Annotated in this window: 25 protein-coding genes, 1 tRNA gene and 2 pseudogenes; 1 reads left to right on the top strand and 27 read right to left on the bottom strand. The window is 32.1% G+C overall.

Features of this window, described 5'->3' with window-relative positions; all coding sequences use genetic code 11:
- Window positions 1-106: 106 nt before the first annotated feature.
- From minE to K7H06_RS06610, 24 genes and pseudogenes are all read right to left on the bottom strand, one after another.
- The gene (gene minE / locus K7H06_RS06720) at window positions 107-382 is read right to left on the bottom strand and encodes a cell division topological specificity factor MinE (RefSeq protein WP_223039109.1); all 276 of its coding nucleotides are present in this window, start codon (window positions 380-382) and stop codon (window positions 107-109) included.
- A 21-nt stretch (window positions 383-403) separates the two neighbouring features.
- Window positions 404-1,198, bottom strand: a complete 795-nt coding sequence (gene minD / locus K7H06_RS06715; protein WP_223039108.1) for a septum site-determining protein MinD — start codon at window positions 1,196-1,198, stop codon at window positions 404-406.
- 45 nt (window positions 1,199-1,243) lie between these two features.
- Complete coding sequence (gene minC / locus K7H06_RS06710; RefSeq protein WP_223039107.1) at window positions 1,244-1,882, bottom strand: septum site-determining protein MinC; 639 nt, start codon at window positions 1,880-1,882, stop codon at window positions 1,244-1,246.
- Window positions 1,883-1,994: 112 nt separating this feature from the next.
- Window positions 1,995-4,730, bottom strand: a complete 2,736-nt coding sequence (locus K7H06_RS06705; protein WP_223039106.1) for a penicillin-binding transpeptidase domain-containing protein — start codon at window positions 4,728-4,730, stop codon at window positions 1,995-1,997.
- A 6-nt stretch (window positions 4,731-4,736) separates the two neighbouring features.
- A complete protein-coding gene (mreD, locus tag K7H06_RS06700; RefSeq protein ID WP_223039105.1) occupies window positions 4,737-5,237 on the bottom strand; it encodes a rod shape-determining protein MreD in 501 nt (166 codons plus the stop codon).
- A 13-nt stretch (window positions 5,238-5,250) separates the two neighbouring features.
- On the bottom strand, window positions 5,251-6,054 hold the full coding sequence (gene mreC, locus K7H06_RS06695) for a rod shape-determining protein MreC (RefSeq protein WP_246637647.1): 804 nt from the start codon (window positions 6,052-6,054) through the stop codon (window positions 5,251-5,253).
- Window positions 6,055-6,098: 44 nt separating this feature from the next.
- A complete protein-coding gene (locus K7H06_RS06690; protein WP_223039103.1) occupies window positions 6,099-7,133 on the bottom strand; it encodes a rod shape-determining protein in 1,035 nt (344 codons plus the stop codon).
- A gap of 25 nt (window positions 7,134-7,158) precedes the next feature.
- Window positions 7,159-7,854 carry a RadC family protein gene (radC, locus tag K7H06_RS06685; protein ID WP_343216815.1) on the bottom strand — a complete coding sequence of 232 codons (696 nt, stop codon included), beginning with the start codon at window positions 7,852-7,854 and terminating at the stop codon, window positions 7,159-7,161.
- Between the two features lie 19 nt (window positions 7,855-7,873).
- Window positions 7,874-8,452, bottom strand: a complete 579-nt coding sequence (locus tag K7H06_RS06680) for a Maf family protein (protein WP_223039102.1) — start codon at window positions 8,450-8,452, stop codon at window positions 7,874-7,876.
- 44 nt (window positions 8,453-8,496) lie between these two features.
- Window positions 8,497-8,997 carry a Gx transporter family protein gene (locus K7H06_RS06675; RefSeq protein ID WP_223039101.1) on the bottom strand — a complete coding sequence of 167 codons (501 nt, stop codon included), beginning with the start codon at window positions 8,995-8,997 and terminating at the stop codon, window positions 8,497-8,499.
- 15 nt (window positions 8,998-9,012) lie between these two features.
- Window positions 9,013-9,387 (bottom strand): NusG domain II-containing protein, encoded by a 375-nt coding sequence (locus K7H06_RS06670; protein WP_223039100.1) that lies wholly within the window; start codon window positions 9,385-9,387, stop codon window positions 9,013-9,015.
- A 193-nt stretch (window positions 9,388-9,580) separates the two neighbouring features.
- A pseudogene (locus K7H06_RS21505) lies at window positions 9,581-9,718 on the bottom strand (4Fe-4S binding protein); the annotation flags it as partial.
- A 27-nt stretch (window positions 9,719-9,745) separates the two neighbouring features.
- Window positions 9,746-10,564: pseudogene (locus K7H06_RS06665) on the bottom strand (RnfABCDGE type electron transport complex subunit B); the annotation flags it as partial.
- A gap of 15 nt (window positions 10,565-10,579) precedes the next feature.
- A complete protein-coding gene (rsxA, locus tag K7H06_RS06660; RefSeq protein ID WP_223039098.1) occupies window positions 10,580-11,161 on the bottom strand; it encodes an electron transport complex subunit RsxA in 582 nt (193 codons plus the stop codon).
- Window positions 11,162-11,175: 14 nt separating this feature from the next.
- The gene (gene rsxE / locus K7H06_RS06655) at window positions 11,176-11,778 is read right to left on the bottom strand and encodes an electron transport complex subunit RsxE (RefSeq protein WP_223039097.1); all 603 of its coding nucleotides are present in this window, start codon (window positions 11,776-11,778) and stop codon (window positions 11,176-11,178) included.
- A gap of 16 nt (window positions 11,779-11,794) precedes the next feature.
- Entirely contained in the window at window positions 11,795-12,355 is a 561-nt protein-coding gene (locus K7H06_RS06650) for an RnfABCDGE type electron transport complex subunit G (RefSeq protein WP_223039096.1), read from the bottom strand.
- The gene (locus tag K7H06_RS06645; protein WP_223039095.1) at window positions 12,356-13,291 is read right to left on the bottom strand and encodes an RnfABCDGE type electron transport complex subunit D; all 936 of its coding nucleotides are present in this window, start codon (window positions 13,289-13,291) and stop codon (window positions 12,356-12,358) included.
- A gap of 17 nt (window positions 13,292-13,308) precedes the next feature.
- The gene (gene rsxC / locus K7H06_RS06640; RefSeq protein ID WP_223039094.1) at window positions 13,309-14,631 is read right to left on the bottom strand and encodes an electron transport complex subunit RsxC; all 1,323 of its coding nucleotides are present in this window, start codon (window positions 14,629-14,631) and stop codon (window positions 13,309-13,311) included.
- 428 nt (window positions 14,632-15,059) lie between these two features.
- The gene (locus K7H06_RS06635; protein ID WP_223039093.1) at window positions 15,060-15,608 is read right to left on the bottom strand and encodes an ATP-binding protein; all 549 of its coding nucleotides are present in this window, start codon (window positions 15,606-15,608) and stop codon (window positions 15,060-15,062) included.
- Between the two features lie 22 nt (window positions 15,609-15,630).
- A complete protein-coding gene (locus tag K7H06_RS06630; RefSeq protein WP_223039092.1) occupies window positions 15,631-16,338 on the bottom strand; it encodes a PHP domain-containing protein in 708 nt (235 codons plus the stop codon).
- 1 nt (window position 16,339) lies between these two features.
- Complete coding sequence (locus K7H06_RS06625; protein WP_223039091.1) at window positions 16,340-16,675, bottom strand: DRTGG domain-containing protein; 336 nt, start codon at window positions 16,673-16,675, stop codon at window positions 16,340-16,342.
- Window positions 16,676-16,686: 11 nt separating this feature from the next.
- Entirely contained in the window at window positions 16,687-17,124 is a 438-nt protein-coding gene (locus K7H06_RS06620; RefSeq protein WP_223039090.1) for an ATP-binding protein, read from the bottom strand.
- A gap of 5 nt (window positions 17,125-17,129) precedes the next feature.
- A complete protein-coding gene (locus K7H06_RS06615; protein WP_223039089.1) occupies window positions 17,130-17,489 on the bottom strand; it encodes a DRTGG domain-containing protein in 360 nt (119 codons plus the stop codon).
- An 11-nt stretch (window positions 17,490-17,500) separates the two neighbouring features.
- Window positions 17,501-18,451 carry an SPOR domain-containing protein gene (locus K7H06_RS06610; RefSeq protein WP_223039088.1) on the bottom strand — a complete coding sequence of 317 codons (951 nt, stop codon included), beginning with the start codon at window positions 18,449-18,451 and terminating at the stop codon, window positions 17,501-17,503.
- 278 nt (window positions 18,452-18,729) lie between these two features.
- Between K7H06_RS06610 and K7H06_RS06605 the strand changes: the two genes are divergently transcribed.
- On the top strand, window positions 18,730-19,308 hold the full coding sequence (locus tag K7H06_RS06605) for a lytic transglycosylase domain-containing protein (protein WP_223039087.1): 579 nt from the start codon (window positions 18,730-18,732) through the stop codon (window positions 19,306-19,308).
- 16 nt (window positions 19,309-19,324) lie between these two features.
- Here K7H06_RS06605 and K7H06_RS06600 read toward each other — a convergent pair whose 3' ends face one another.
- From K7H06_RS06600 to K7H06_RS06590, 3 genes are all read right to left on the bottom strand, one after another.
- A complete protein-coding gene (locus tag K7H06_RS06600) occupies window positions 19,325-20,407 on the bottom strand; it encodes a C40 family peptidase (RefSeq protein ID WP_223039086.1) in 1,083 nt (360 codons plus the stop codon).
- 178 nt (window positions 20,408-20,585) lie between these two features.
- Window positions 20,586-20,670, bottom strand: a tRNA-Leu gene (locus K7H06_RS06595).
- 95 nt (window positions 20,671-20,765) lie between these two features.
- Entirely contained in the window at window positions 20,766-22,376 is a 1,611-nt protein-coding gene (locus tag K7H06_RS06590) for a peptide ABC transporter substrate-binding protein (RefSeq protein ID WP_223039085.1), read from the bottom strand.
- Window positions 22,377-22,389 lie beyond the last annotated feature (13 nt).

Raw genomic sequence — 22,389 nt, 5'->3', positions numbered from 1 at the left:
ATAAACTAAAATTCCCTCAACAATAATCATCTTTTTCTGAAAATCATTTCCCCTATATGCTAATTTTTATACAACAAAATAAAAAAGTCTTCAAAAGAAGACTTTTTTATTTCGTTTTCATTTTTTTTATAGGAATATTTGCTATTAAAGCAGGAACCATTGCATCATCTTCGCTCCGTTTTGTTTTTGAAATCTTAATATCTAATCCATCTTCATCTATTTCCATATAATCTGAAATGACATCCAATATATCTCCCTTTACCATTTCTAGAAAATGTGGAGAACAATTTGTTCGATCATGAACAAGAACTAATTTTAATCTCTCTTTTGCCACATTTTTACTAGAGGAGCTTTCTCTACTAAAGAGTTTGAATACATCCATAATCTTCTCTCCCCCTAAGTTTTATTTCATTCCAAATAATTTTCTAATTTTTGACATGAATGTGTCTTGTCCTTGTAATTCAAGGAATGGAACTTCTTCTCCTAATATTCTCTTTGTTATATTTCTATAAGCTTTTCCAGCCATAGATACATTTTCTACTACAGCAGGTTCACCTTTATTGGTAGATATGACAATATATTCATCATCTGGAACTACTCCTAGCAGATCTATTGCTAATATGTCAATCATATCCTCTATATTCATCATATCTCCCTTTTTAACCATATCTATTCTTACCCTGTTGATCACTAACAATGGATTCCTCAATTCAGCAGCCTCTAAGAGCCCTATAATTCTATCAGCATCTCTTACTGCAGATATTTCTGGTGTTGCAATAACAATTGCTCTATCTGCCCCTGCAATTGCATTTTTAAACCCTTGTTCAATGCCAGCAGGACAATCTACTAAAACATAATCAAAGCTTTCTTTTAGGTCATTACAAAGCTTTTGCATTTGCTCAGGATTAACGGCATTTTTATCTTTTGTTTGTGCTGCTGGTAATAAAAATAATCCATCGTATCGCTTATCTTTAATAAGGGCTTGTCTTAATCTACAAACGCCTTCTACAACATCCACAACATCATAAACAATTCTATTTTCAAGTCCCATTACAACATCTAAATTTCTAAGACCAATATCTGCATCTACAACAACAACTTTTTTTCCTTCAAGAGCTAATCCTGTACCAATATTTGCAGTTGTGGTAGTTTTTCCAACGCCACCTTTACCTGATGTTACTACAATTACTTCACTCATTTTATTCCCTCCATTATCACTATTTCAGAAAAAATAAATTTTTATTTACTTATTTGGTAAATAAGGTTCAATTACAACAGCACCTTTTTTTATTAGTGCAAGTTCCGGCCCCATAGGTTTTATTGGTTCGTTATCAGGGGAACGTCCTATGACGTCAGCAATTCTTAACTGTGTTGGTTGCAAACTAAAAGCTGCAACAAACGCCTTTTCATTCCCACTGCTTCCAGCATGTGCTAACCCTCTCAAAGCGCCCATTACTAATATATTTCCCTCTGCAACTACTTCTGCCCCTGGATTGATGTCCCCAATAATAACCATATTTCCTTTAAATTTAATCCTTTGACCTGAACGGATTGTTGCTCTAATAAATTTTGTATCGCCTTCCTCTATTCCTTTAAATATTCTTTTTGATGCTTGCATTTCTTTCTTTTTTATTTCTTCATCCTTTTCGACCATAATCATTCCAAATCTTGAATGAATAATTTCCTTGATCTCATCTTTTTCTTCCTCAGTTAATAACTTTCCTTGAATACTAATAACTTTAGCACCGTTAAAAAAGCGCTTAGCCCCTTCAAGTTTCATAATTAACTGTTCTCTTAACTTTACATACTCACAATCTCTGTTAAAATAAATAGATATTCCTTCCTTGCTGCCTTTGAATGCAACACATTTTTCCTCGTACATCCAGTGACTACCTCCAAATTAGTACAAATAAGTCTATCATGTATACTAATTTATTCTTCAAAATACGAATAAATCCTCTTTTTTTATAAAAAAAATAGACTTACAAATTCATTTAATTTGTAAGTCTATTTTTAAAATCAACTTTTTCATATTCTTTATTAAGCCCTAAATATTCTGCAATAATCTCTCGAGCAATAGGTGCACCATATCCACCTGTACCACTTTGAAATATTAAAGTAACCACAGCAATTTGAGGATTATCACTTGGTGCATAAGAAACAAACCAACCAAAAGCATCATAATCATCTTTATATTGATCTATTACTGCATCTGTCACTCTCCCCTTACTTAATTCTTTAATAGCCTTTCTCATAGCCAGCCCTTCGTTTTTGTACTTTTTCTTATATACTTCTGCCTTTCGTTCTACATCAGACCAACTCATATAAGGTGCAATCCACTTTAAATAAGTTTTCAAATAAGCAACTTCATCTTTAGGTTGAATTTTTCCTGATTTTTGCGCAGATCCAGTTTTGGCTGCCACTTTTACAGGAAATTTCCTAAAAAACCCTCTCGCCGTACCATGATCGCCATAAACTACCTGTTCCATACCTTTTTGGATATGTATTAGATTATTATCATCTTTTAAAGCAATTTTTTCACCCTTATGATCGTCTTTCTTTTCATTCCCTACTTTTTTTATAACACTAACTTCGTTGTTATATCCGCCATTAGCAATATTTGCCACATATCTAGCTATTTGTATAGGTGTATATTGATGTTGTCCTTGTCCAATAGAAAGATTAAATGTATCTCCTATTGTCCATTTTGCCTGCTTATAATAACTAAATTTCACTAAATCTACGAGTGCTGTTACCTTATCTTCCTTTACATCTAATTCACTTACCCTGTTAATTAATGATCCTCTAGATGGATTTTCTTCTGTCCATCCTACGATTTTTTCAATTTGTTCATTTAACTTTTCTTCATTTGTTATAATTTCTTTTTCAAAGTACTCTTTTGCTTTGGATTTTAATTTTCTCCTTAATAAACTCTTTGTAACGATCATTTTCTTTTCAGGATTCGGAACGCCAGAAGCAACTTCACTAATTTCAATACCAGTTGGCTCATCTAGCCCAAACATTTTTGCATATTCCAACATTTTATCCACATTCATGGAAGTATTTAATGATTGATTTTTATAATAATCAAAGTTCGTTGCTACATCATAGTAGTAATAATTTACAGATTCTTCTAAAGATTTATATAAATCAACCCATCCATGAGATCGTCTATATTCATTCCACATCCAACTTCCAAAAGTTCTTCCTCCTAATTTAACATATCCGCCATCGTATAGCTTTTTAGCAGGATCTAATCCATTCTCTATGGCTGCAAGGCCTGTTATCATCTTAAACGTAGAACCAGGTTGTACAGAAGTCCTTGTGGCTACATTATAAAGTGGAATAGGTGATAACGGATCTCTTGGATTATCATCTTGAACCGCTTTCCAATCTTTTGCTGAAATTCCTGTAGCAAAAAGATTAGGATCAAAGGATGGATAATTCGCTAAAGCTAAAACATCTCCTGTATTTACATCTAGTGCTACTACTGCCCCAGATGTAGCATGTTTCATTGCATCTTTATATCTATAATCTCCCCACTTACTCTTAAAAGTACCCCCTACTTGAATTTGTTTTAGCGCCTGTTCTAAAGCTTTTTCTGCCGTCTCTTGAAGCTTTGCATCTATAGATAGATAAATGGTTTTTCCCTTTTCAGGTTTTTGTTCTCTTAACACATTAATAAGCCTTCCATATACATCAACTTCTACATATTTGGCCCCATCTTTTCCCTTTAATTTCTCTTCATACACTCTCTCTATCCCGTCTTTTCCTATCAAATCATTAGGAAGATATCCCAGTTCTTTTGTAAATTTATCTTTTTCACTATCTGATATTTTCCCTAGATACCCAAGAATATGAGATGCTAACCCCTCATTAGGATAATAACGAATAGGCTCTACTTCAACATTTACTCCGGGTAGTTCAATACTTCTTTCTTCTATCTGCGCAACAGTTTTCGCCGATACATTTAGTGCTACTTTTACAGGCTGATATTGTCTATATCCTTGTTCTCTAAATTCATTTCTTATAACTAATATTTTCTTAGCATCTTCATCTGAATAACTTTCAGGTATTTCAAACTTCTCTCTTAATGCTATAAAAGCATCTTTAGCTTCTAAATTTTCATCCAAATTATATCTTTGAAGAAAGTTTTCCTTTTTCATCTGAGGGATAAACTTCATTTTTTTCACAGAAATAGGTGGATATACCCCATGTACACTTTGCATTTCCTTTTGCACTTCAAAAACATCTAAATTAGAATCTATCCCTAATTGTTCCCTCAAAAGATTAAATACAGCTTCTGCATCTTTTACATCTTTTATTCCTTGTTCACTTAACCATTCTTCTATTTCCCTATCAAAAGTATAATAAAACTTATTATTCTCAAACTTTATAGGGAAATTATCATGATAATTTTCTCCATTATTCATTAGAATATTTAATAGCTTTACTGATACTTCATTGATTTTTTCATCCATTAATTCATTTTTCATAATTTGCACAGTAAAACTCGGCTTATTCACTGCAAGGGCTCTTCCATATCTATCTTTTATTTCCCCTCTTGGAGCAGAAATGGGTATTTTTTTCATTCTAATATCTTCTGCCATTTCCTTGTACTTTTCACCTTCAACAATACTTAGGTCAAATAACCTAAATAGAAGAACAAGAAAAAAAACTGTAAAAAATAAAATCATTTGATTATGTCTATCTTTTAGTTTTTCTAACATTTCTCATCACCTTGTTTTTACTTTCATATAAGGATGTCTCGTAAGTTTGTATAAAATGCTATAAATGAATATAGATAAGACAGCATTATATATGACTTCTAAAAAGACAATTTTCCTAAACAGAAAAATTATGTTGGCCCCATTATGAGCTATATACATAATTACATAGTACATTAATTGGTATAATATAGTAGAAATAGTTGTAAAAAATATAGGTGCTAAATGATTATCTTTATAAATTTTCTTTTCTAAAATTCCAATATTATAGCCTATCAACATATAAATTAATGCATTGGCACCTATCATATTTCCTAATAATATATCCTGTAGCATTCCTGTAAAAAAACCAATTATAGCTCCACTTTTCTTTCCCCATAAAATAGAAAATCCAACAACAACAATTAAACTCGTATTAGGAAGCACCCCTAATATTCTAAAGTGTTGCAAAAAAGTAGATTGTATTAAAAAATTTATTATGATAATGAATGAAACAGCTAACACTCTCATACATGTAGCCCCTTTAATTTAATTTATCAGATTTTATAATGAATACTTTGTCTAGTTTTTTAAAATTTACTTCAGGTTCTACTACAATGGTTTTTAAGAGTTCATCTTCCTGCTTTATGACTTCTTTAATTTCACCAATGAGTATTCCCTTTTCATACATACTAAGTCCTGAGGTAATTAATTTATCTCCAACTAATACATCTGCCTCAGGGTCAATCAAATATCCCTTAAGTTCACCCTTTACACTTCCTCTAATTACTCCAATATATTGATTGTTCCGTAAAATCTGAAAACTTACAGAACTTTTATTATCTATAATCGTTACAACTTTAGACCAATCATCTCCTACTTCAAAAACTCTTCCAATTAATCCTTCACCATTCATTACAGTGCTATCTTTTCTTACCCCTTGATCTTTTCCTACATCAATGGTAAACATGTTAAACCAATTTCCAATATCTTTTCCTGTAATACTTGCTGTTACATAATCATTCTTATGATTCTCTTTTGCATAATTTAGCGCACCATATAAATTTCTTAGTTCATTTAATTCATCTCTTGTAAGAGATAATTGTATTACTTTCTGATTGAGCTTTTCTGCTTCTTTTTTTAATAACTCATTTTCCTTTGCAATTGTTCTAAACGTAAATAACGAACTTATTGTACGTTCAACACCTTGACCACCCTTATAAAGCACTTTCTGTATTGGTGTTATCACTTTACCAATAATATTTTCAGGCATTGTTACTTTTGCTCTTCCACCTATTGTAATTCCCATTATAATAATGAGAATGATAGTAACAAATGTTACTATCATCTTTGTTCCCCTTTTTACCAGCTTTTTCATAACTTCTCACCACTTTATCTAAGTCTCTTCGAAGAAATAAGTACTCTTTTTAATGTTTCAATTTCTTCAATTGTCTTACCCGTACCTAATGCAACACAATCAAGTGGTTCCTCCGCAATATGAACAGGCATACCTGTTTCTTTTCGTACTAATTTGTTGAATCCATCTAAAAGAGCACCTCCACCAGTAAGCATAATTCCTTGTTCCATAATATCTGATGCAAGTTCTGGAGGCGTTTTTTCTAAAGTATACTTGATAGCCTCAATAATTGTATTAATCGGTTCATGCAATGCTTCTAATATCTCTGTTGAAGTAATGGTTAAAGTTTTAGGTAATCCTGAAACCAAATCTCTTCCTCTTATTGCCATTTTTTCTTCTTTTACTTTAGGAAACGCTGAGCCAACTGTTACCTTTATTTCTTCAGCTGTTCTTTCTCCAATCATTAAACTATACTCTTTCTTTATATATTGGACAATAGACTCATCTAATTCATCTCCACCAACTCTAACAGATCTACTTGTTACAATACCACCTAATGAAATTACTGCAATTTCTGTCGTACCTCCTCCAATATCAACAACCATGCTACCGGTAGGCTCTTCTACAGGTAATCCTGCTCCAATAGCCGCAGCCATAGGTTCTTCTATAAGATAGGCCTCTTTTGCTCCAGCTTGAAGAGCAGCTTCTTCTACAGATCTTCTTTCAACCTCTGTTACTCCAGATGGTACCCCTACTACTACACGTGGTGCAAACAATAAAGACTTTTTAGGATAAGCCCTTTTAATAAAATATTTTAACATACTCTGTGTTATATCAAAATCAGCTATTACGCCATCTTTTAAAGGTCTAATAGCAATAATATTTCCAGGTGTTCTACCTATCATTTGCTTTGCTTCTTGTCCTACAGCTAAAACTTCCTTCGTATCTTCCTGTATAGCAACTACAGAAGGTTCTCTTACCACAATCCCTCTACCTCTAATATACACAAGTGTATTTGCTGTTCCTAAATCTATTCCCATATCCTTTGAAAAGTAATTAAATAATCCCATCCATACTGCTCCTTCCTAAACTCCTTTATATAATCGAAATCTCTTTTAAACTTATAAACTTTCCATCACCAATGATAATATGATCTAAAACTTCAATGCCAATAATTTTTCCTGCTTCAATCAATCGTTTTGTGATTTTTATATCTTCACTACTTGGATTGGGATTGCCACTAGGATGATTATGCATAAGAATTATTGAAGAAGCGCTTTTTCTTATAGCACCTACAAATACTTCTCTTGGATGAACTAATGAACTATTTAGACTTCCAATAGAAATATTTTCAGTAGAAACAATTTCATTCTTTGTATTTAAGAGTATGCTCTTAAAATATTCTTTTTTATAATATCTCATCTCTTCCATAAAAACATTTGCTATATCCCTAGGAGATTGAATATTTAATTTAGCTTTTGAAATACTCATGGAAAGTCTCTTCCCTAATTCAATTGCAGCTATAATTTGACAAGCCTTTGTTTTTCCTATTCCTTTTAAATGACTTAATTCGTCTATAGTACAATCTGCTAAGTATCTTAACCCATCTTTCCTTACTGATAAAATTTTTTGTGCCAAACCAATAGCTGAACTTTCTTTGGTCCCTATTCTAATCAAAATAGCTAATAACTCCGCATTGGATAAACTACCCACACCAAAATTTATTAATTTTTCTCTGGGTCGTTCACTTTTAGCCATTTCTTTAATAGAAAGATGATCATCCTTGTCCACTATTTTATCACACCTTCTCTTAAACAAACTCAAAGTTAAAATGTTCACTAAATATACTTTGAATTCTTGATATTGGTAATCCAACTACATTAAAGTAGTCTCCATGAATCCATTCTATTAGGGCAGCACCCTTTCCTTGAATACCATAAGAACCAGCTTTATCCCAAACTTCTCCTGTATCAATATACCTGTTGATAGCATCATCTGTCAACTGTTTCATCTTCACTTTTGTTTTTTCAAAACTCACAAATTTATTATAGGTACCAGCCTCTATCACTGCAAATCCTGTAATCACATGATGAATATCATCTTGAAGGAATTTTAACATGCTAAAAGCTTCTTTACTGTCTTTAGGCTTACCTAAAATTTTATTTTTCACAACAATTGTATCTGCAGCAATAATAATTTCACCTTTTTTACAGTTTTTTGCAACTGCAATTGCCTTTTCAAATGCCAGACTCATTGCAATTTGTTCAGGTTTTTCTTCTGGGTTTATTTTTTCTTCTATATTTCCTTGCTTTACTTCAAAAGATAACCCAAATTGCTCAAGAATCTCTTTTCTCCTTGGAGAAGCTGATGCTAATACAATTTTCTTCATTTCTTCACCTACAATCTACTAGAACTATATGCTTATCCTTTTTTTTACAATATTCGCTTCAAATGACTAGAGGTATATATAGCCACTAAACCAACAAAATAACCAGTGAAGAGGCTTATTATCATCATCATAGGCAAATATGTAAAAATAAGATAATTTTCAATCATCAAGCTTGCAACAGTAAGTTGAGCAACATTATGAGCCAGTGCCCCAAAAACACTTACACCAATTAAGCTAAAGTACTTTGAAAAATATTTATATACCACCCACATAATAAGAGTACTTAATAAAGAACCCGCCAAACTATAAAAGAAACCTGTCACAGCACCAGTTCCAAGGGTTGCCACAAAACATCTCAATACTGCAACCACTAATGCCTGTTTAAAGCCAAATACAACTAACGTCACTAAATTCACAATATTTGCTAACCCCAATTTTGCTCCAGGTATGGTGCTAATTGGCAAAGGTATAGAGGACTCTAATATGTGTAATGCAATTCCTATAGCAGTAATCAATGCTAAATAGATTATCTTTTTTACTTTCATAATATAGTCCTTTCCCTAGTAGCTAACAATATCTACGTCTGATTTTTCTGATATAAGTTTGATTGATACTCTATTGGGCAAACAAATACTTGTTTGATTGGACTTTGTAATTTTCCCCATCTTTACACATAATTGATCTTTACAATCTGATTCTAAAAATCTAGCGCCTTTACCATCTATTTCAATTACACTATGTCCATATTTTGTGTTAATCTCTATTGTTTTAGAAACATCTGAACCGTCTAAAGATATTTTTTTATACGCTTCTCCATCTACTTCAATAATTAAATATAAATGTTCATTATTAGTAGTTATTTCTTTTATCCAAAACATTCCTATCAGCGCAAAAAAAATAACCGCCACTATAAGTATTTTATCCCATTTTGTCATTATTTCCATCTCACATATCTATTGTTATTTTACCAAAGACTTCATGTATTTATACTTTTTGGTTGTTATTGTAACAGAATACCCCTATTCTCATATAACTTAAGTTTAACATTTTGATATGTTCATTACAAGTATGAAATTCATTTGATCCTATGGTAAATAAAAGAACATGCCACAAGGCATGTTCTTTTATTTACTTCATAACAATTGTTTTCTTTGGACATTTGGCTGCACAAGCTCCACAACCAATACATTTATCTTCTAAAACTTTGTGTACCTGTTTTAATTCACCTTCTATTGCGTCCACTGGACATTGTTTTGCACAAATGGTACATCCTATACAGTCGTCAGGAATAATTTCTGCTTTTTTTCTATTTTCAAAGTTTGCATAAATTGCACCTGTAGGACATTTTTCTGCACATAACATACAATTTTTACATTTATCATAATCAATTTTTGCAAGATTATTTTCAAAAGTTATTGCTTCAAAAGGACATGCTCTCACACATAGCTGACATCCAATACAACCAACACTACATTTATCCTTAACAGCTTTTCCTTTTTCCTTATTGTTACATTCCACAATAACATCTTGCTCAAAAGGTACTAAATCGATTACATTCTTCGGACAAGCTTCTATACATTTTCCACATCCTGTACATTTTTCTGGAATAATTCTTGCCACTTTTCCATCTGTAATCTCAATAGCTCCAAATGCACAAACATCTACACAAGTTCCAAGACCAAGACATCCATATGCGCAACTTTTACTTCCGCCAGCAACCATTGCCGCTGCCTTACAATCTTGGATACCATAATATTCATATTTTTCTTTACAGTTTTTATTATCTCCACCACATAAAACTTTTGCTACTTTTCTTACATCTGCTCCTGCTTCTACACCCATAATTTCAGCAATTTTTGCGGCACACTCAGCACCACCAACAGGACAACCATTAACTGGCGCTTTTCCTTCAACGATTGCATTTGCAAGTCCTCCACAACCTGGAAATCCACATCCTCCACAATTTGCTCCTGGAAGTGCTTCCCCAATTGCAGTTACTCTAGGATCTACTTCAACTGCAAATTTTTGAGAAGCATATGCAAGTCCTGCTCCAAATAATAGTCCCATTCCTCCAATACTCGCAACAGGGCCTAAAATTGTTGATAAATCCATATCCTTTCCCTCCTTTTACACAAGTCCAGCAAATCCTAAAAATGCAATAGCCATCAAACTTGCTGTAATCAACGCTACTGGAAATCCTTTAAACACACTAGGAACATCTGATATTACAAGACGCTCTCTAATACCAGCAAATAAAATAATCGCTAAGGAGAAACCTACTGCTGCTCCAATAGCATTTACGATTGTTTCAATTAAACCATAACCAGATTGAATATTCATAATTGTTAAACCAAGTACTGCACAGTTTGTTGTAATAAGCGGTAAATAAACACCTAATGCTTGGTATAATGTTGGACTCACCTTTTGAATAACCATTTCTACAAACTGTACCAATGCAGCAATAACTAATATAAAAGCTATCGTTTGCAAATATTCTAGTCCAAAAGGTTCCAAAATTGCATGTTGAACAAAATATGTGATAATAGATGCGATAGTCATAACAAACGTAACAGCCATCCCCATACCAGAAGCTGTTTCAACTTGCTTGGATACTCCTAAAAATGGACAAATTCCTAAGAATTTTGATAATATAAAGTTATTTACTAATATACCACTAACAAGTATAACAAATAATCCTTTTACATCCACGTTTTTTCCCTCCTTTAATTTTGAGTTGCTTTTCTAGATTGAACATAGTTTAAAAGCGCTAACAATAGTCCTAAAGCAAGAAAAGCACCTGGAGGAAGAATCATAATCAAAGCTGGTTGGAAAGATGCTCCAAATAAAACATTTCCAAATATAGCTCCCGCTCCTAATATTTCTCTAACGCTTCCAAGAATTGTAAGGGCTAAAGTAAATCCTAATCCCATACCAATTCCATCTACAGCTGAAGCCGCTACAGAATTTTTAGATGCAAATGCTTCTGCTCTTCCTAATATAATACAGTTAACAACGATCAATGGAATAAATAATCCTAATTTACTATCTAGCGCAGGAAGATACGCTTTTAATAACATTTGTACAACTGTAACGAAACTTGCAATAACAACAACAAAAGCCGGTATACGAATTTTACTTGGTATAACCTTTTTTAATAATGAAATTACTACATTTGATCCTAATAAAACTGCGGTTGTCGCAAGTCCCATACCAACGCCATTTTCTGCTGATGTAGTAACAGCAAGAGTTGGACACATTCCTAGCATTTGTATGAAAATCGGGTTTTCAAATATTATCCCGTTCATAAATGTTTTTCCTAACTTCATTTCGTCACCCCCAAAACTACTTTAATTTTTCATTAAATAATTTTAATGCACTATTTACTCCTTTAGTTACTGCTTTTGAAGTAATAGTAGCTCCTGAAATAGCCATAACTTCATTATCTTTTGGTGTACCTGATTTAATAACATTTACATCTGTATTTGTACTTTTTCCATTGTATTGATCTTTGAATTCTCCGGATGCTTTTGCACCAAGGCCTGGTGTTTCTGAATGATTTCCAATATTTACACCAGTAATAACTTCATCCGTACCAAGTCCTATCATTACTTCAACTGCTCCACCATATCCGTTTGGATTGGTCTTAATTGTATATCCTACAACCTCTCCATCTTTTAACCCTTTATAAACTTCAACAATATTTTCATATCCTTCATATTCTGACTTTTCCACTTCTTCAAAATCAGTAGCATCTGAAAGAACTATTTGACGCGCCTTTGTATTGGCTTGAATCATTTGCTCTTCAATAGGCCCCTTTGTAATATCATTTGTATATCCAAGTATAGTAGCCGCTACAGCTGCAATAATGAAAAGAATCATTCCTAATTTTGCTATTTCTTTCATTTACTTCACCTCCCCAAATACTCTTGGGCTTGTATACTTATCAATAAGTGGTGCAACCACGTTCATTACAAGTATTGAGTAAGATACTCCCTCTGGATATCCACCAAATTTTCTAATAACTGCAGTTAAAATACCACATCCAAGTGCAAAAATGATTTGCCCTTTTGGTGTTACAGGTGATGAAGCATAATCTGTTGCCATATATATTGCACCAATCATCAAACCACCTGCGAAAACATGAGTAAGCATATAAGTTATATCAAATCCTCCAAATATTAACATAAGTACTGCTACTGTACCAATATAGATTACTGGAATTCTTGGTGTAATAACTCCTCTGTATACAAGATAAATTCCACCAATAATTAATAATAGTGCTGAAGTTTCACCAATACATCCTCCAACGTTTCCTATGATTAAATCTCCTAATGAAGGAAGTACTTCTCCTGTACCTTCTTTTAACATTCCTAAAGTTGTTGCTGTACTTACAGCATCAACTCCTGGTTTTACCCAAGCAGTCATTTGAACTGGCCATGAAGCAAGTAGCATTGCACGTGCAGCTAAAGCTGGGTTCATAAAGTTATGACCAAGTCCCCCAAATACTTGTTTCACTATAGCAATGGCAAAAATAGATCCAATCACTGGAATCCACCAAGGTGCACTCGCTGGAACATTAAAAGCTAAAAGTAATCCTGTAACTACTGCACTCCAGTCATTAATTGTAACTGGTTTTTTACAAATTTTTTGAATAGCAGCTTCTGTTAGTACTGCAGCAATTACTGCAGCTAAAATTACTTTTACAGCTCCCATTCTAAAGAAATATACTCCTGCTAATGTTGCAGGAAGCAATGCAATAACAACATCTCGCATTATTTTATTTACAGATTCATCTGCCCTTATATGGGGAGATGAAGATGCAATCAATCGATTCTCCATGTTCTCATTCCCTCCCATTACTTACTCTTTCTTTTCTTAGCTATAATTTCACGCTTTGCAACTCTAATGGACTGTAGCAGTGGTCTCTTGGAAGGACAAATAAATGAACAAGAACCACATTCTATACAATCAAGAGCACGATATTTTTCAGCCGTATCATACATATTATTTAAAGAATAAGCGCTTACATATATTGGCTGTAAGAAAGCAGGACAAATTTCAACACATTTACCACATCTTATACATGCTTTTGGTTCAGGAAGTCTCGCCTCTTCTGGTGTGAAAACAAGTATTCCTGATGTACCCTTGGTTGAACAAATTTCATCAGTATATTGAGCATGACCCATCATTGGTCCACCTAAGATTAACTTTCCAGGAGTTCCATTATATCCACCACATTGCTCAATAATTTCTTTAATTGAAGTACCTACTTTGATCAATAAATTTTTAGGTTCTTTAATCCCTTTTCCTGTAATTGTACAGATTCTTTCTATTAAAGGCATTCCCGTTTTAATGGCATTTCCAATAGCTGAAGCTGTTGCCACGTTATTTACAATAACGCCTGCTTCCATTGGAAGTCCTCCAGATGGTACTTCTCTTTTTGTACAAGCATAAATTAACTGTTTTTCTGCTCCTTGAGGATACTTTGTCTGAAGTCCTACAACTTCAATTTCATTGTACTCTTTTGCAGCATTCTTCATACTTTCTATAGCATCTGGTTTGTTATTTTCTATTCCAATATAAGCTTTTGAAACGTTTGTGCCTTTCATCATTGCTCTTAATCCAAATACGATACTTTCTGGATTCTCTAACATAAGTCTGTGGTCAGCAGTTAAATATGGTTCACACTCTGCACCATTTAAAATAATGGTATCAACATTTTTATCAGGTGGTACTGAAAGCTTTACATGTGTTGGGAAAGTAGCCCCTCCCATCCCAACGATACCTGCTTCTTTAACAATTTCTATTATTTCTTTTGCTGATAAATTCGCCAAATCTCCTTTTGGTTTAACACTTTCATGAACCTCATTTAACCCATCAGATTCAATGACAACACATTGTGCTTCACCAGTTGGCGCAAGCATTTTTGTGATTTGTTTTACTTCACCTGAAACACTACTATGAACAGGTGCACAAACAAAAGCTTTTGCCTCGCCTATTTTCTGCCCTACCTTAACCTTGTCTCCAACTTTTACCACAGCTTCACAAGGTGCCCCAATGTGCTGTTGAAGCGGTATAACAACACGAGTAGGCTCCTTCGCCTTTTCCACTTTACATCTTTCTGTTGCTTCCTTATAGTGAGGAGGATGTACCCCTCCCCTGAAGGATAAAAGACTCATTTATATTCACCCCTTATTTCATAAAATTGATTTTTAAAAATTTTTGACCACAAGCAATGTTCATTTTGTTTTTCACTACATTTTCTACGGAAAACTAGAAATTGTTCGTAAAATACTTATTTTGTATACTGTATTATGTATTACAAATAAAATATTCCACGTTTCATTTACTATTTACCATAAAAAATCACAGGTCATCAAAACAAAACTTTATTAAAAGCATACATTTATATATTAACTTCTATGTCTAAAAAAGTCAATCCAACTTCCTCTTTATCAAGTTAATTTAGAAGTAAGAAAATATAACTAAAGCTATATAATCATTGAAAAATGAAGTCTTTCATATGATTCGTCAAATTTTTATTAGTTAAAAAAAAAGAAAATTGCGATGCGCAATCTTCTTTTTTTTTTTAATATTCGACAAAACATTATTTATCTTTATTTAGTTCATTTAGTCCATCCGAAATATATCCCTTGATCCAATCAATAACTTCCATATTATTTAATGGAACACCCCTTAAAACCTTTCTCACCTCTCTTGTATCTAATACCAACTCATTTTTATTAATACGATGTTTATACAAATAATCAATCTTCTCATTTGACATAATTATGATAACCATCGTATCCACCATATCTCCTAAAGGAGCTCTATCAATATGATTCCTCTCAAATCTAGCAAGTATTTTCGTTCCTTTCCCTACCTCAGATTCAATGTGAAACTTCCCATTGCACCGCTCACAGGCAGCCTTAAATAATGAGATTCCCAATCCAACTTTTCTTGTTTTTCGAGTAGTTATAAAAGGATTTGTTACTTTTTGTAATAATTCTTTGCTCATACCCATACCATTATCCACAATCTCTATATTCATAGAATTTTTCCTCTCATTTTCATCAATAATAATCTCAATGAAAGTGGCCTTTGCAGAAATGCTATTTTGAACAATATCTAGTATATGAAGGGATAGCTCTCTCAATTCATAAAACCTCCAGGTCAATTTATCTTAAAGATTCAAAAATACTACCTATATTCTTTTGATCTACCTCAATAAAATTCTCTCTCTCTAATATATCCCATAAATAATGTGCATCAGAACTTTGAATAAACTGATACTTTCTCAAATATCTATATTTGTCTAAAAATGTATTTAGATTACATGTCTTTGATACTTCTAATGTTTTAATTGATAATTCTTTAGGAATAAACCCTAAAGTTCCTATTAAACTATAAGAATTTCTATCAACATGGGCAGGAATAATTATTCCTGCTCGTTTTTCTACTTCATGAAACACTTCATTGATGGAAAGATTACTAGAACCTATTAACATTCTTTTATTTTCTCCTACTACTTCATCTTTCTTATTAAATATTAATTGTCTACCAAAGAGTTTTGGGTTATTTTCTTTTACAGGTAATTTATCGTATACTAATTTTTGAAAAGAAAGTGCCTTATCTATGCTCTTGAACAAACAAATAAGATGTACCTCTTCCTTTGTTTGAAGTTCCATTCCGGGTATGACAATAATCCCTTTATTTTTTGCAACCTGTAAACAAGCTATACAATTTTCTACACTATTATGATCTGTGATAGCTATTGCATCAAGACCTTTTAATATGCACATGTTGATAATGTTATTAGGAGTCATATCTTCATCCCCACAAGGCGAAAGTGCTGTATGAATATGAAAATCTACGGCTATTTTCATATTATCTCAATCCTGATTCATACATTTCACAAAAAATTTCATAGCTATTCAAATTTGTACTTAAAATCGGAATATTCTCCTCCTTTGCTTTATCAATAGTCTTCTGATCTATATCAATAGATTCTGGAATAATGATACAGCTAATATCTAATAGACTTGCTACTGCCACAATATTCATGTGAGTCTGTACCGTAATCCATGCATCTCCTCCCTTAGCATGTGACATGACCCAGCTTAATAAATCACAACAATATAATCCTTCGATTTCTGCAGTAATACCTTCTTCTCCTGTAATTAGTTTAAATTTTTCTTTTTCAATTAGATTCTTAACCTGCATCCTTTTCCCTCCTATATATAGATTTTTATCTTTAACATTGTAAATTCACCGATATTTGATTCTATATGAAATTCATCACTATATCTTTTTATATTTGGCAACCCCATACCTGCCCCAAAACCTAATTCTCTTACTTTATTAGAAGCAGTTGAAAACCCTTCCTCCATAGCCTTATCAATATTTTTAATACCAGGTCCATTATCCTTAGCAATAATTTCTATATCATCAGGGCTAATAAATACAGTTATTTTTCCGCCTTCTGAATGAATGACAATATTCATTTCAGCTTCATATGTAGCAATAGCTACTTTCTTGATAGCTTTTGAATCAATCCCTAACTGTCTTAAAACCTTTTTAATGTTACTTGATGCTTCACCAGCTCTTGAAAAATCATCTTTTATAATCTCATATTCTAATTTAATACTATTTTTCCCTTGTTCATTAACCATAAACCTTACGCTCCTCCCCTGCTAGGAATGCCTTTAAGTCCATTGGCATATAATATTCCACAAGCAGTATATAGAATGTGATTTGTACTAAGTAATATCATATTATTTTTATTAGCTAAGTCAATAACTTCTTTTACAGGTTTTTTTCCTCTTACAAAAACCACTACATTAATATCGGTCATTTCCGCAGTTCTGATTACCTGTGGATTCGTAAGTCCTGTAAGTAATAAAGTCTTTTCATTGATAAAAGCTAACACATCACTCATTAAATCACATCCAAAGGCATGATCTACTTCCATATCTAACAAACTTTCTCCCGCTAAACACTCAGCATTTAACAATTGCATAATTTCAATAGTTTTCATTCAAATCCCCCTCAATATTCATTCTTTGCAGCAAAATCTGAATATTGGTATAAGACCTTCATAAACGAATTTTGTATCCCTACTAATAACTTTGTATCATCTTTCACTCCTGCTTCAAACCCTTGTACAAGAGTATCTACCAATTTTACAAACTCATTATGAACAGATTGCATATTTTTAGATGGATTCTCCTTTTTGAGTTGAGCTTGAATTCCCCTTAAATCATCCACATACTTTTTTATCAGAATACTACATCTTTTCATATCTTCTTGACTTTTTTTTGATTGTTTTATGTTTTCGGACAATTCTTTGAGCATTTCAGTTAATCCTTTTCTGTGACTTTGTAATATAGATATATATTGAGAATCCTCTTTTGTATATTTTATTGCTCTCGTTGGAATACTTTTTGTTACTACAAAGGCTTCCTCATATTCTTGTTTGATACTTGGCATAACCCTATCAATACTTTCTCTATCTAGCATACAAACGGTCATCACTTTATACCCACCATTATACCAAACATAAGCACCCATTTCCTTGGTATTTAATTCCTTAGCTAAGGCCTCTGCATTTTCCTTTGTTGTAAAACTTCCAACTTGAACACTATAGATGTCAAAGCCTTGTATTTCAAAGGTATTTGCATATGCTTCTTTTGTTGGTTTATCTATGACATCTGTATTTTTATTTTGTTTTGCTACTTCTTTAGGTACTTCTTTAGGTACTTCTTTAGGTACTTCCTTATTTACTTCTTTATTTACTTCTTTATTTACTTCTTTAGTTACATTTTTAGGGACATTTTTATCTGCAATTATTCTATTTTGAGAAAGCATAGGTAGAATAATATATTTGGTACCTAAATAACCTATTAAAATAGATAAACTAAATAACAGTATGACTACAATCGTAAAACTAAATTTTTTCCCTATACTTTCTTTTCTCACCTTTGCTCTTGTTTGTCTCACTCCTACGCCCCCTTTTATATCTTCCCCATATATCTCCTATATTAATTATATGCATACTTACTTTCATAAATCATTTTGTATTTTCAACATCCTTCTAAAAAACATTTAAAAGATTATCTTATTTTAATTTTCTACAAACTATATGTCATTTCCTTTTGATTTTAAAAAAATTTTTATCATAAATACTTTTTGATAAATTACATTTTTTTGTAAATAAATTCATAAAAACATCCGATAATTAATATAGCTTATAATTAAAAAGAAAAGGAGTTTTTCCAATGGGTAATAATCCTATTCAAAAAATACTTAATCAAAAAATAGTTGAAATTAAAAATAGACTACCGCTTAATATTCCTTTTATAAAAAATAAATCAGTAACAAGTTTTGAACATGTTTTAAACGAAAAACTTAATAATGATAAATCTCAAAATACTTCTTCTACTAAATATGATCCTATTATTGAATCTGCTGCTAAAAAATTTAATATGGATCCAAATTTAGTTAAAGCTGTAATCAAAGCAGAATCCCAATTTAACAAAAACGCTCTTTCTAAAGCTGGTGCACAAGGACTTATGCAATTAATGCCTCAAACTGCTAAAGGACTAGGTGTGACCAGTCCTTTAGATCCTGCACAGAATATTTATGGAGGTACTAAATATTTACATGATATGCTGTCAAAATATAATGGAAATACAAAGCTAGCTTTAGCAGCTTACAATGCTGGACCTACTAATGTAGATAAATATAAAGGAATTCCACCTTTTAATGAAACCAAAAACTATGTAGATAAAGTTCTAAAGTCGAAAAAAAGATATGATCTCACAACTTCTTCAAAAAATTTTGAAACCCTACTGTAAAAACAGTAGGGTTTTTTTAAAAGAATCTTCTAGCTGTAACAAATCTACCTCTATAATATGAACTATTCAAATCTGTTATGGTGATTCTACGTCTTCCTGTAGCAGCATGTATAAACTGACCATTTCCTATATATATACCTACATGACTAACATTTCCATTATTTCCTCCATTTGTATCAAAGAATACTAAATCACCTATTCTTAAATTACTCTTTGATACTTTTTGACCTGCTCTTGATTGTTCTCTAGATGCTCTAGGAAGCTTTATTCCTATTTTTTTATATACATAAGAAGTAAATCCTGAACAGTCAAAAGTATTTGGTCCCATAGCTCCATATACATATCTTTTACCTAGTTGTTCTTTAGCAATAGTCACTGCTTTTATTCCTAAAGCAGATCTACTCATGCCTCTTGAGGCTTGTGTATCTTCTAATACAATGGTTAGATAATCTTTATATACCCAACCTTCTTGATTTTCTTTAAGAATTATACAATACCAATCATCTTTAAAATCCTTTACTTGAACATAGTTATCTACACTTAAGCTATCTATGATTTCTCCTGTATCAGAAGGATCTTTTCTTACATTTACATTATTCCCTGTAATCTTTGCTGTTTTATAATTAGGTTTTATCTTTATATAATCTGAATGCACCCAACCTTGTCTATTGTCAACATTAATGGCATACCATTCTGCTTTTTTATCTATTATTGTTACTTGTGTACCTTTATATAACTTTCCTATAGTACCCATAGTAAGATCAGGTTGTTCTCTTATATTTAAAGTATTTGCTGTGACAATTCCTTTTTTTATTAAATCTTTTTCTTTATTTACAGTAACAACTAATTTGTTATGTACCCATCCAATATTTTCATCATTTAATGCTATGCCGTACCATTCACCACTACTGTTTAGAATATGAACATACTCTCCTAACTTTAAAGTGTTTAAAACTGCTGATTCAATTTTAGGTTCTTGCCTAACATTTACGTTATTCCCTATGACGACTCCGTCTATAGGCTCTTGTCCATAAGCTAAAGAAAACATTAGTAAATTACACAGCAACATCAAACAGAAATATTTCATAAATTTAATCATTTGTAATCCCCCTATAGCATGAATAGTTCATTAGCATATTTTCACCTGTAAATAAATTATTACCTTTACACGCACTTTTAATACATTTCTACAAAAAAAACATAAATTCCTTCATTAATCACAAAAATAAAATTGGTAAAAAATAAAAACTACTCATGGCTGAGTAGTCTATAATTCTTGGTGCGAGAGACGGGACTTGAACCCGTACGCCATTAGACACATGTCCCTCAAACATGCCTGTCTGCCAGTTCCAGCACTCTCGCAATCATTAAATATGGTTTTATAACCTATTTAAGTAACAGTATTAATATTTTTGCACTTATATAGTATAAATCTATTTTATTATTTTGTCAAGAAACTATTTTTCATCAATCACATACCAATTCTCTATATTATTATATATCCTATTAGGTTTAGGAATTATGTTTCCTTTAACATATTTCTTCATAATGACTGAACTGTTTTTAAAATATAAGCTAAAATACGGCAAATCATCTACCACTAAATGTTGTATTTCTTTATATTTTTCTTTTTTCAATTGATCATTCTTTATGAAGGCAGCTTCATTCAAAAGTTTATCCATATCAGAATTATTGTAACCAATAAAATTAGTACTACCTATACGGCTTGAATGAAAAATAAAACGAAGATCTGGTATATTTGATAATTGCCAACCGCCTAAAACAATGTCAAATTGTCCTTTTGCTATTCTTCTTTCATATTCTTGCCAATTCATTTTGTTAATTACTATATCTACCCCTATTTCTTCAAGTTGATTAGAAAGCATTTGAGAAACCCTCATCCTTTGAGGATTATCTTCATTTACAAGGAAATTTAGTCTTAATTCTTGCCCTAATTCATTCTCAAGCCACTTATCATCATCTCTATTTTCCCAACCGGATTCTGCTAATAATTTTTTTGCTACTAATAAATCCTTTCCAAACTTCTTTTCTTCCTCATCATATAAATAGCTATCTGGATAAATTGGCACATCTACCACAGTAGCATGTCCTAAATATACTTCGTTGATAATAGCATGTCGATCAATACTATATCCTAATGCTTTTCTAACATTTTTGTCTTGGATGATTTTATTACGAAAATTAAACCCTAAAAACTCGTAATCTTTCGTTACGTATTCATATATGCTTAATGACTTATCTCCACTATATTTTTCCCAATCAAAATTTGTTGCTGGCGCAACATCTACCTCTCCTACTTCAACAGAAGTCAATGCACCCTCTTTGTCTGGTACCCTCTTTGCAATGATTGAAGTAATATAAGGCTTATCCCCCCAATAGCTATCATTTACAACTAATTTTATATCTTTAAACTTATTATAAGATTCAACCTTATACGGACCTGTTCCAATAGGCTTTATATCCACTCCATCGTATACCCTTGTTTTACTTTCGAACTGATGTTTTGGAATAATTGGAAAAGTAAAAAGCTCAATACCACTATTTATTCCAGTATCAAATTTAACAGTTATTGTATTTTGACTTAAAATCTTAATATTTTTTATATGTTTTACATATTCACTATATATAGGTTCTTTCCCAGATGTATTCATCTTAATAGAATCAACCGTAAATTTCACGTCCTCTGAAGTAAAAACTTTTCCATCATGCCAAACTACATCATCTCTTAACTTGAATGTCCATTCCAATCCATCCGCTGAAACATTCCAACTTTCAGCCAAAGCTGGCTGAGCATTTAAATTTTCATCCAGCCTTATTAATCCTTCGTAAATCAATTGATCTAAGTAATAAATACTTTTGTTATCATTTAAAATAGGATTTAAGGTATCAAACTGAATGACAGGAATGGACAATTCACCACCAGATACTGGTTTTCCTATTGGCACAGGCTCATCTTCATTTTGCTTTATTTCCACATTCTTATTCATACATCCTGATAATGCAAGAATAACAAAGAAAAAACATAGTACATTTTTTATTCTATTCACCAAAACTCCTCCA

The organism is Crassaminicella profunda (assembly GCF_019884785.1).
Lineage (GTDB): Bacteria > Bacillota > Clostridia > Peptostreptococcales > Thermotaleaceae > Crassaminicella > Crassaminicella profunda.
This window is presented reverse-complemented; position numbering and strand designations above follow the sequence as displayed.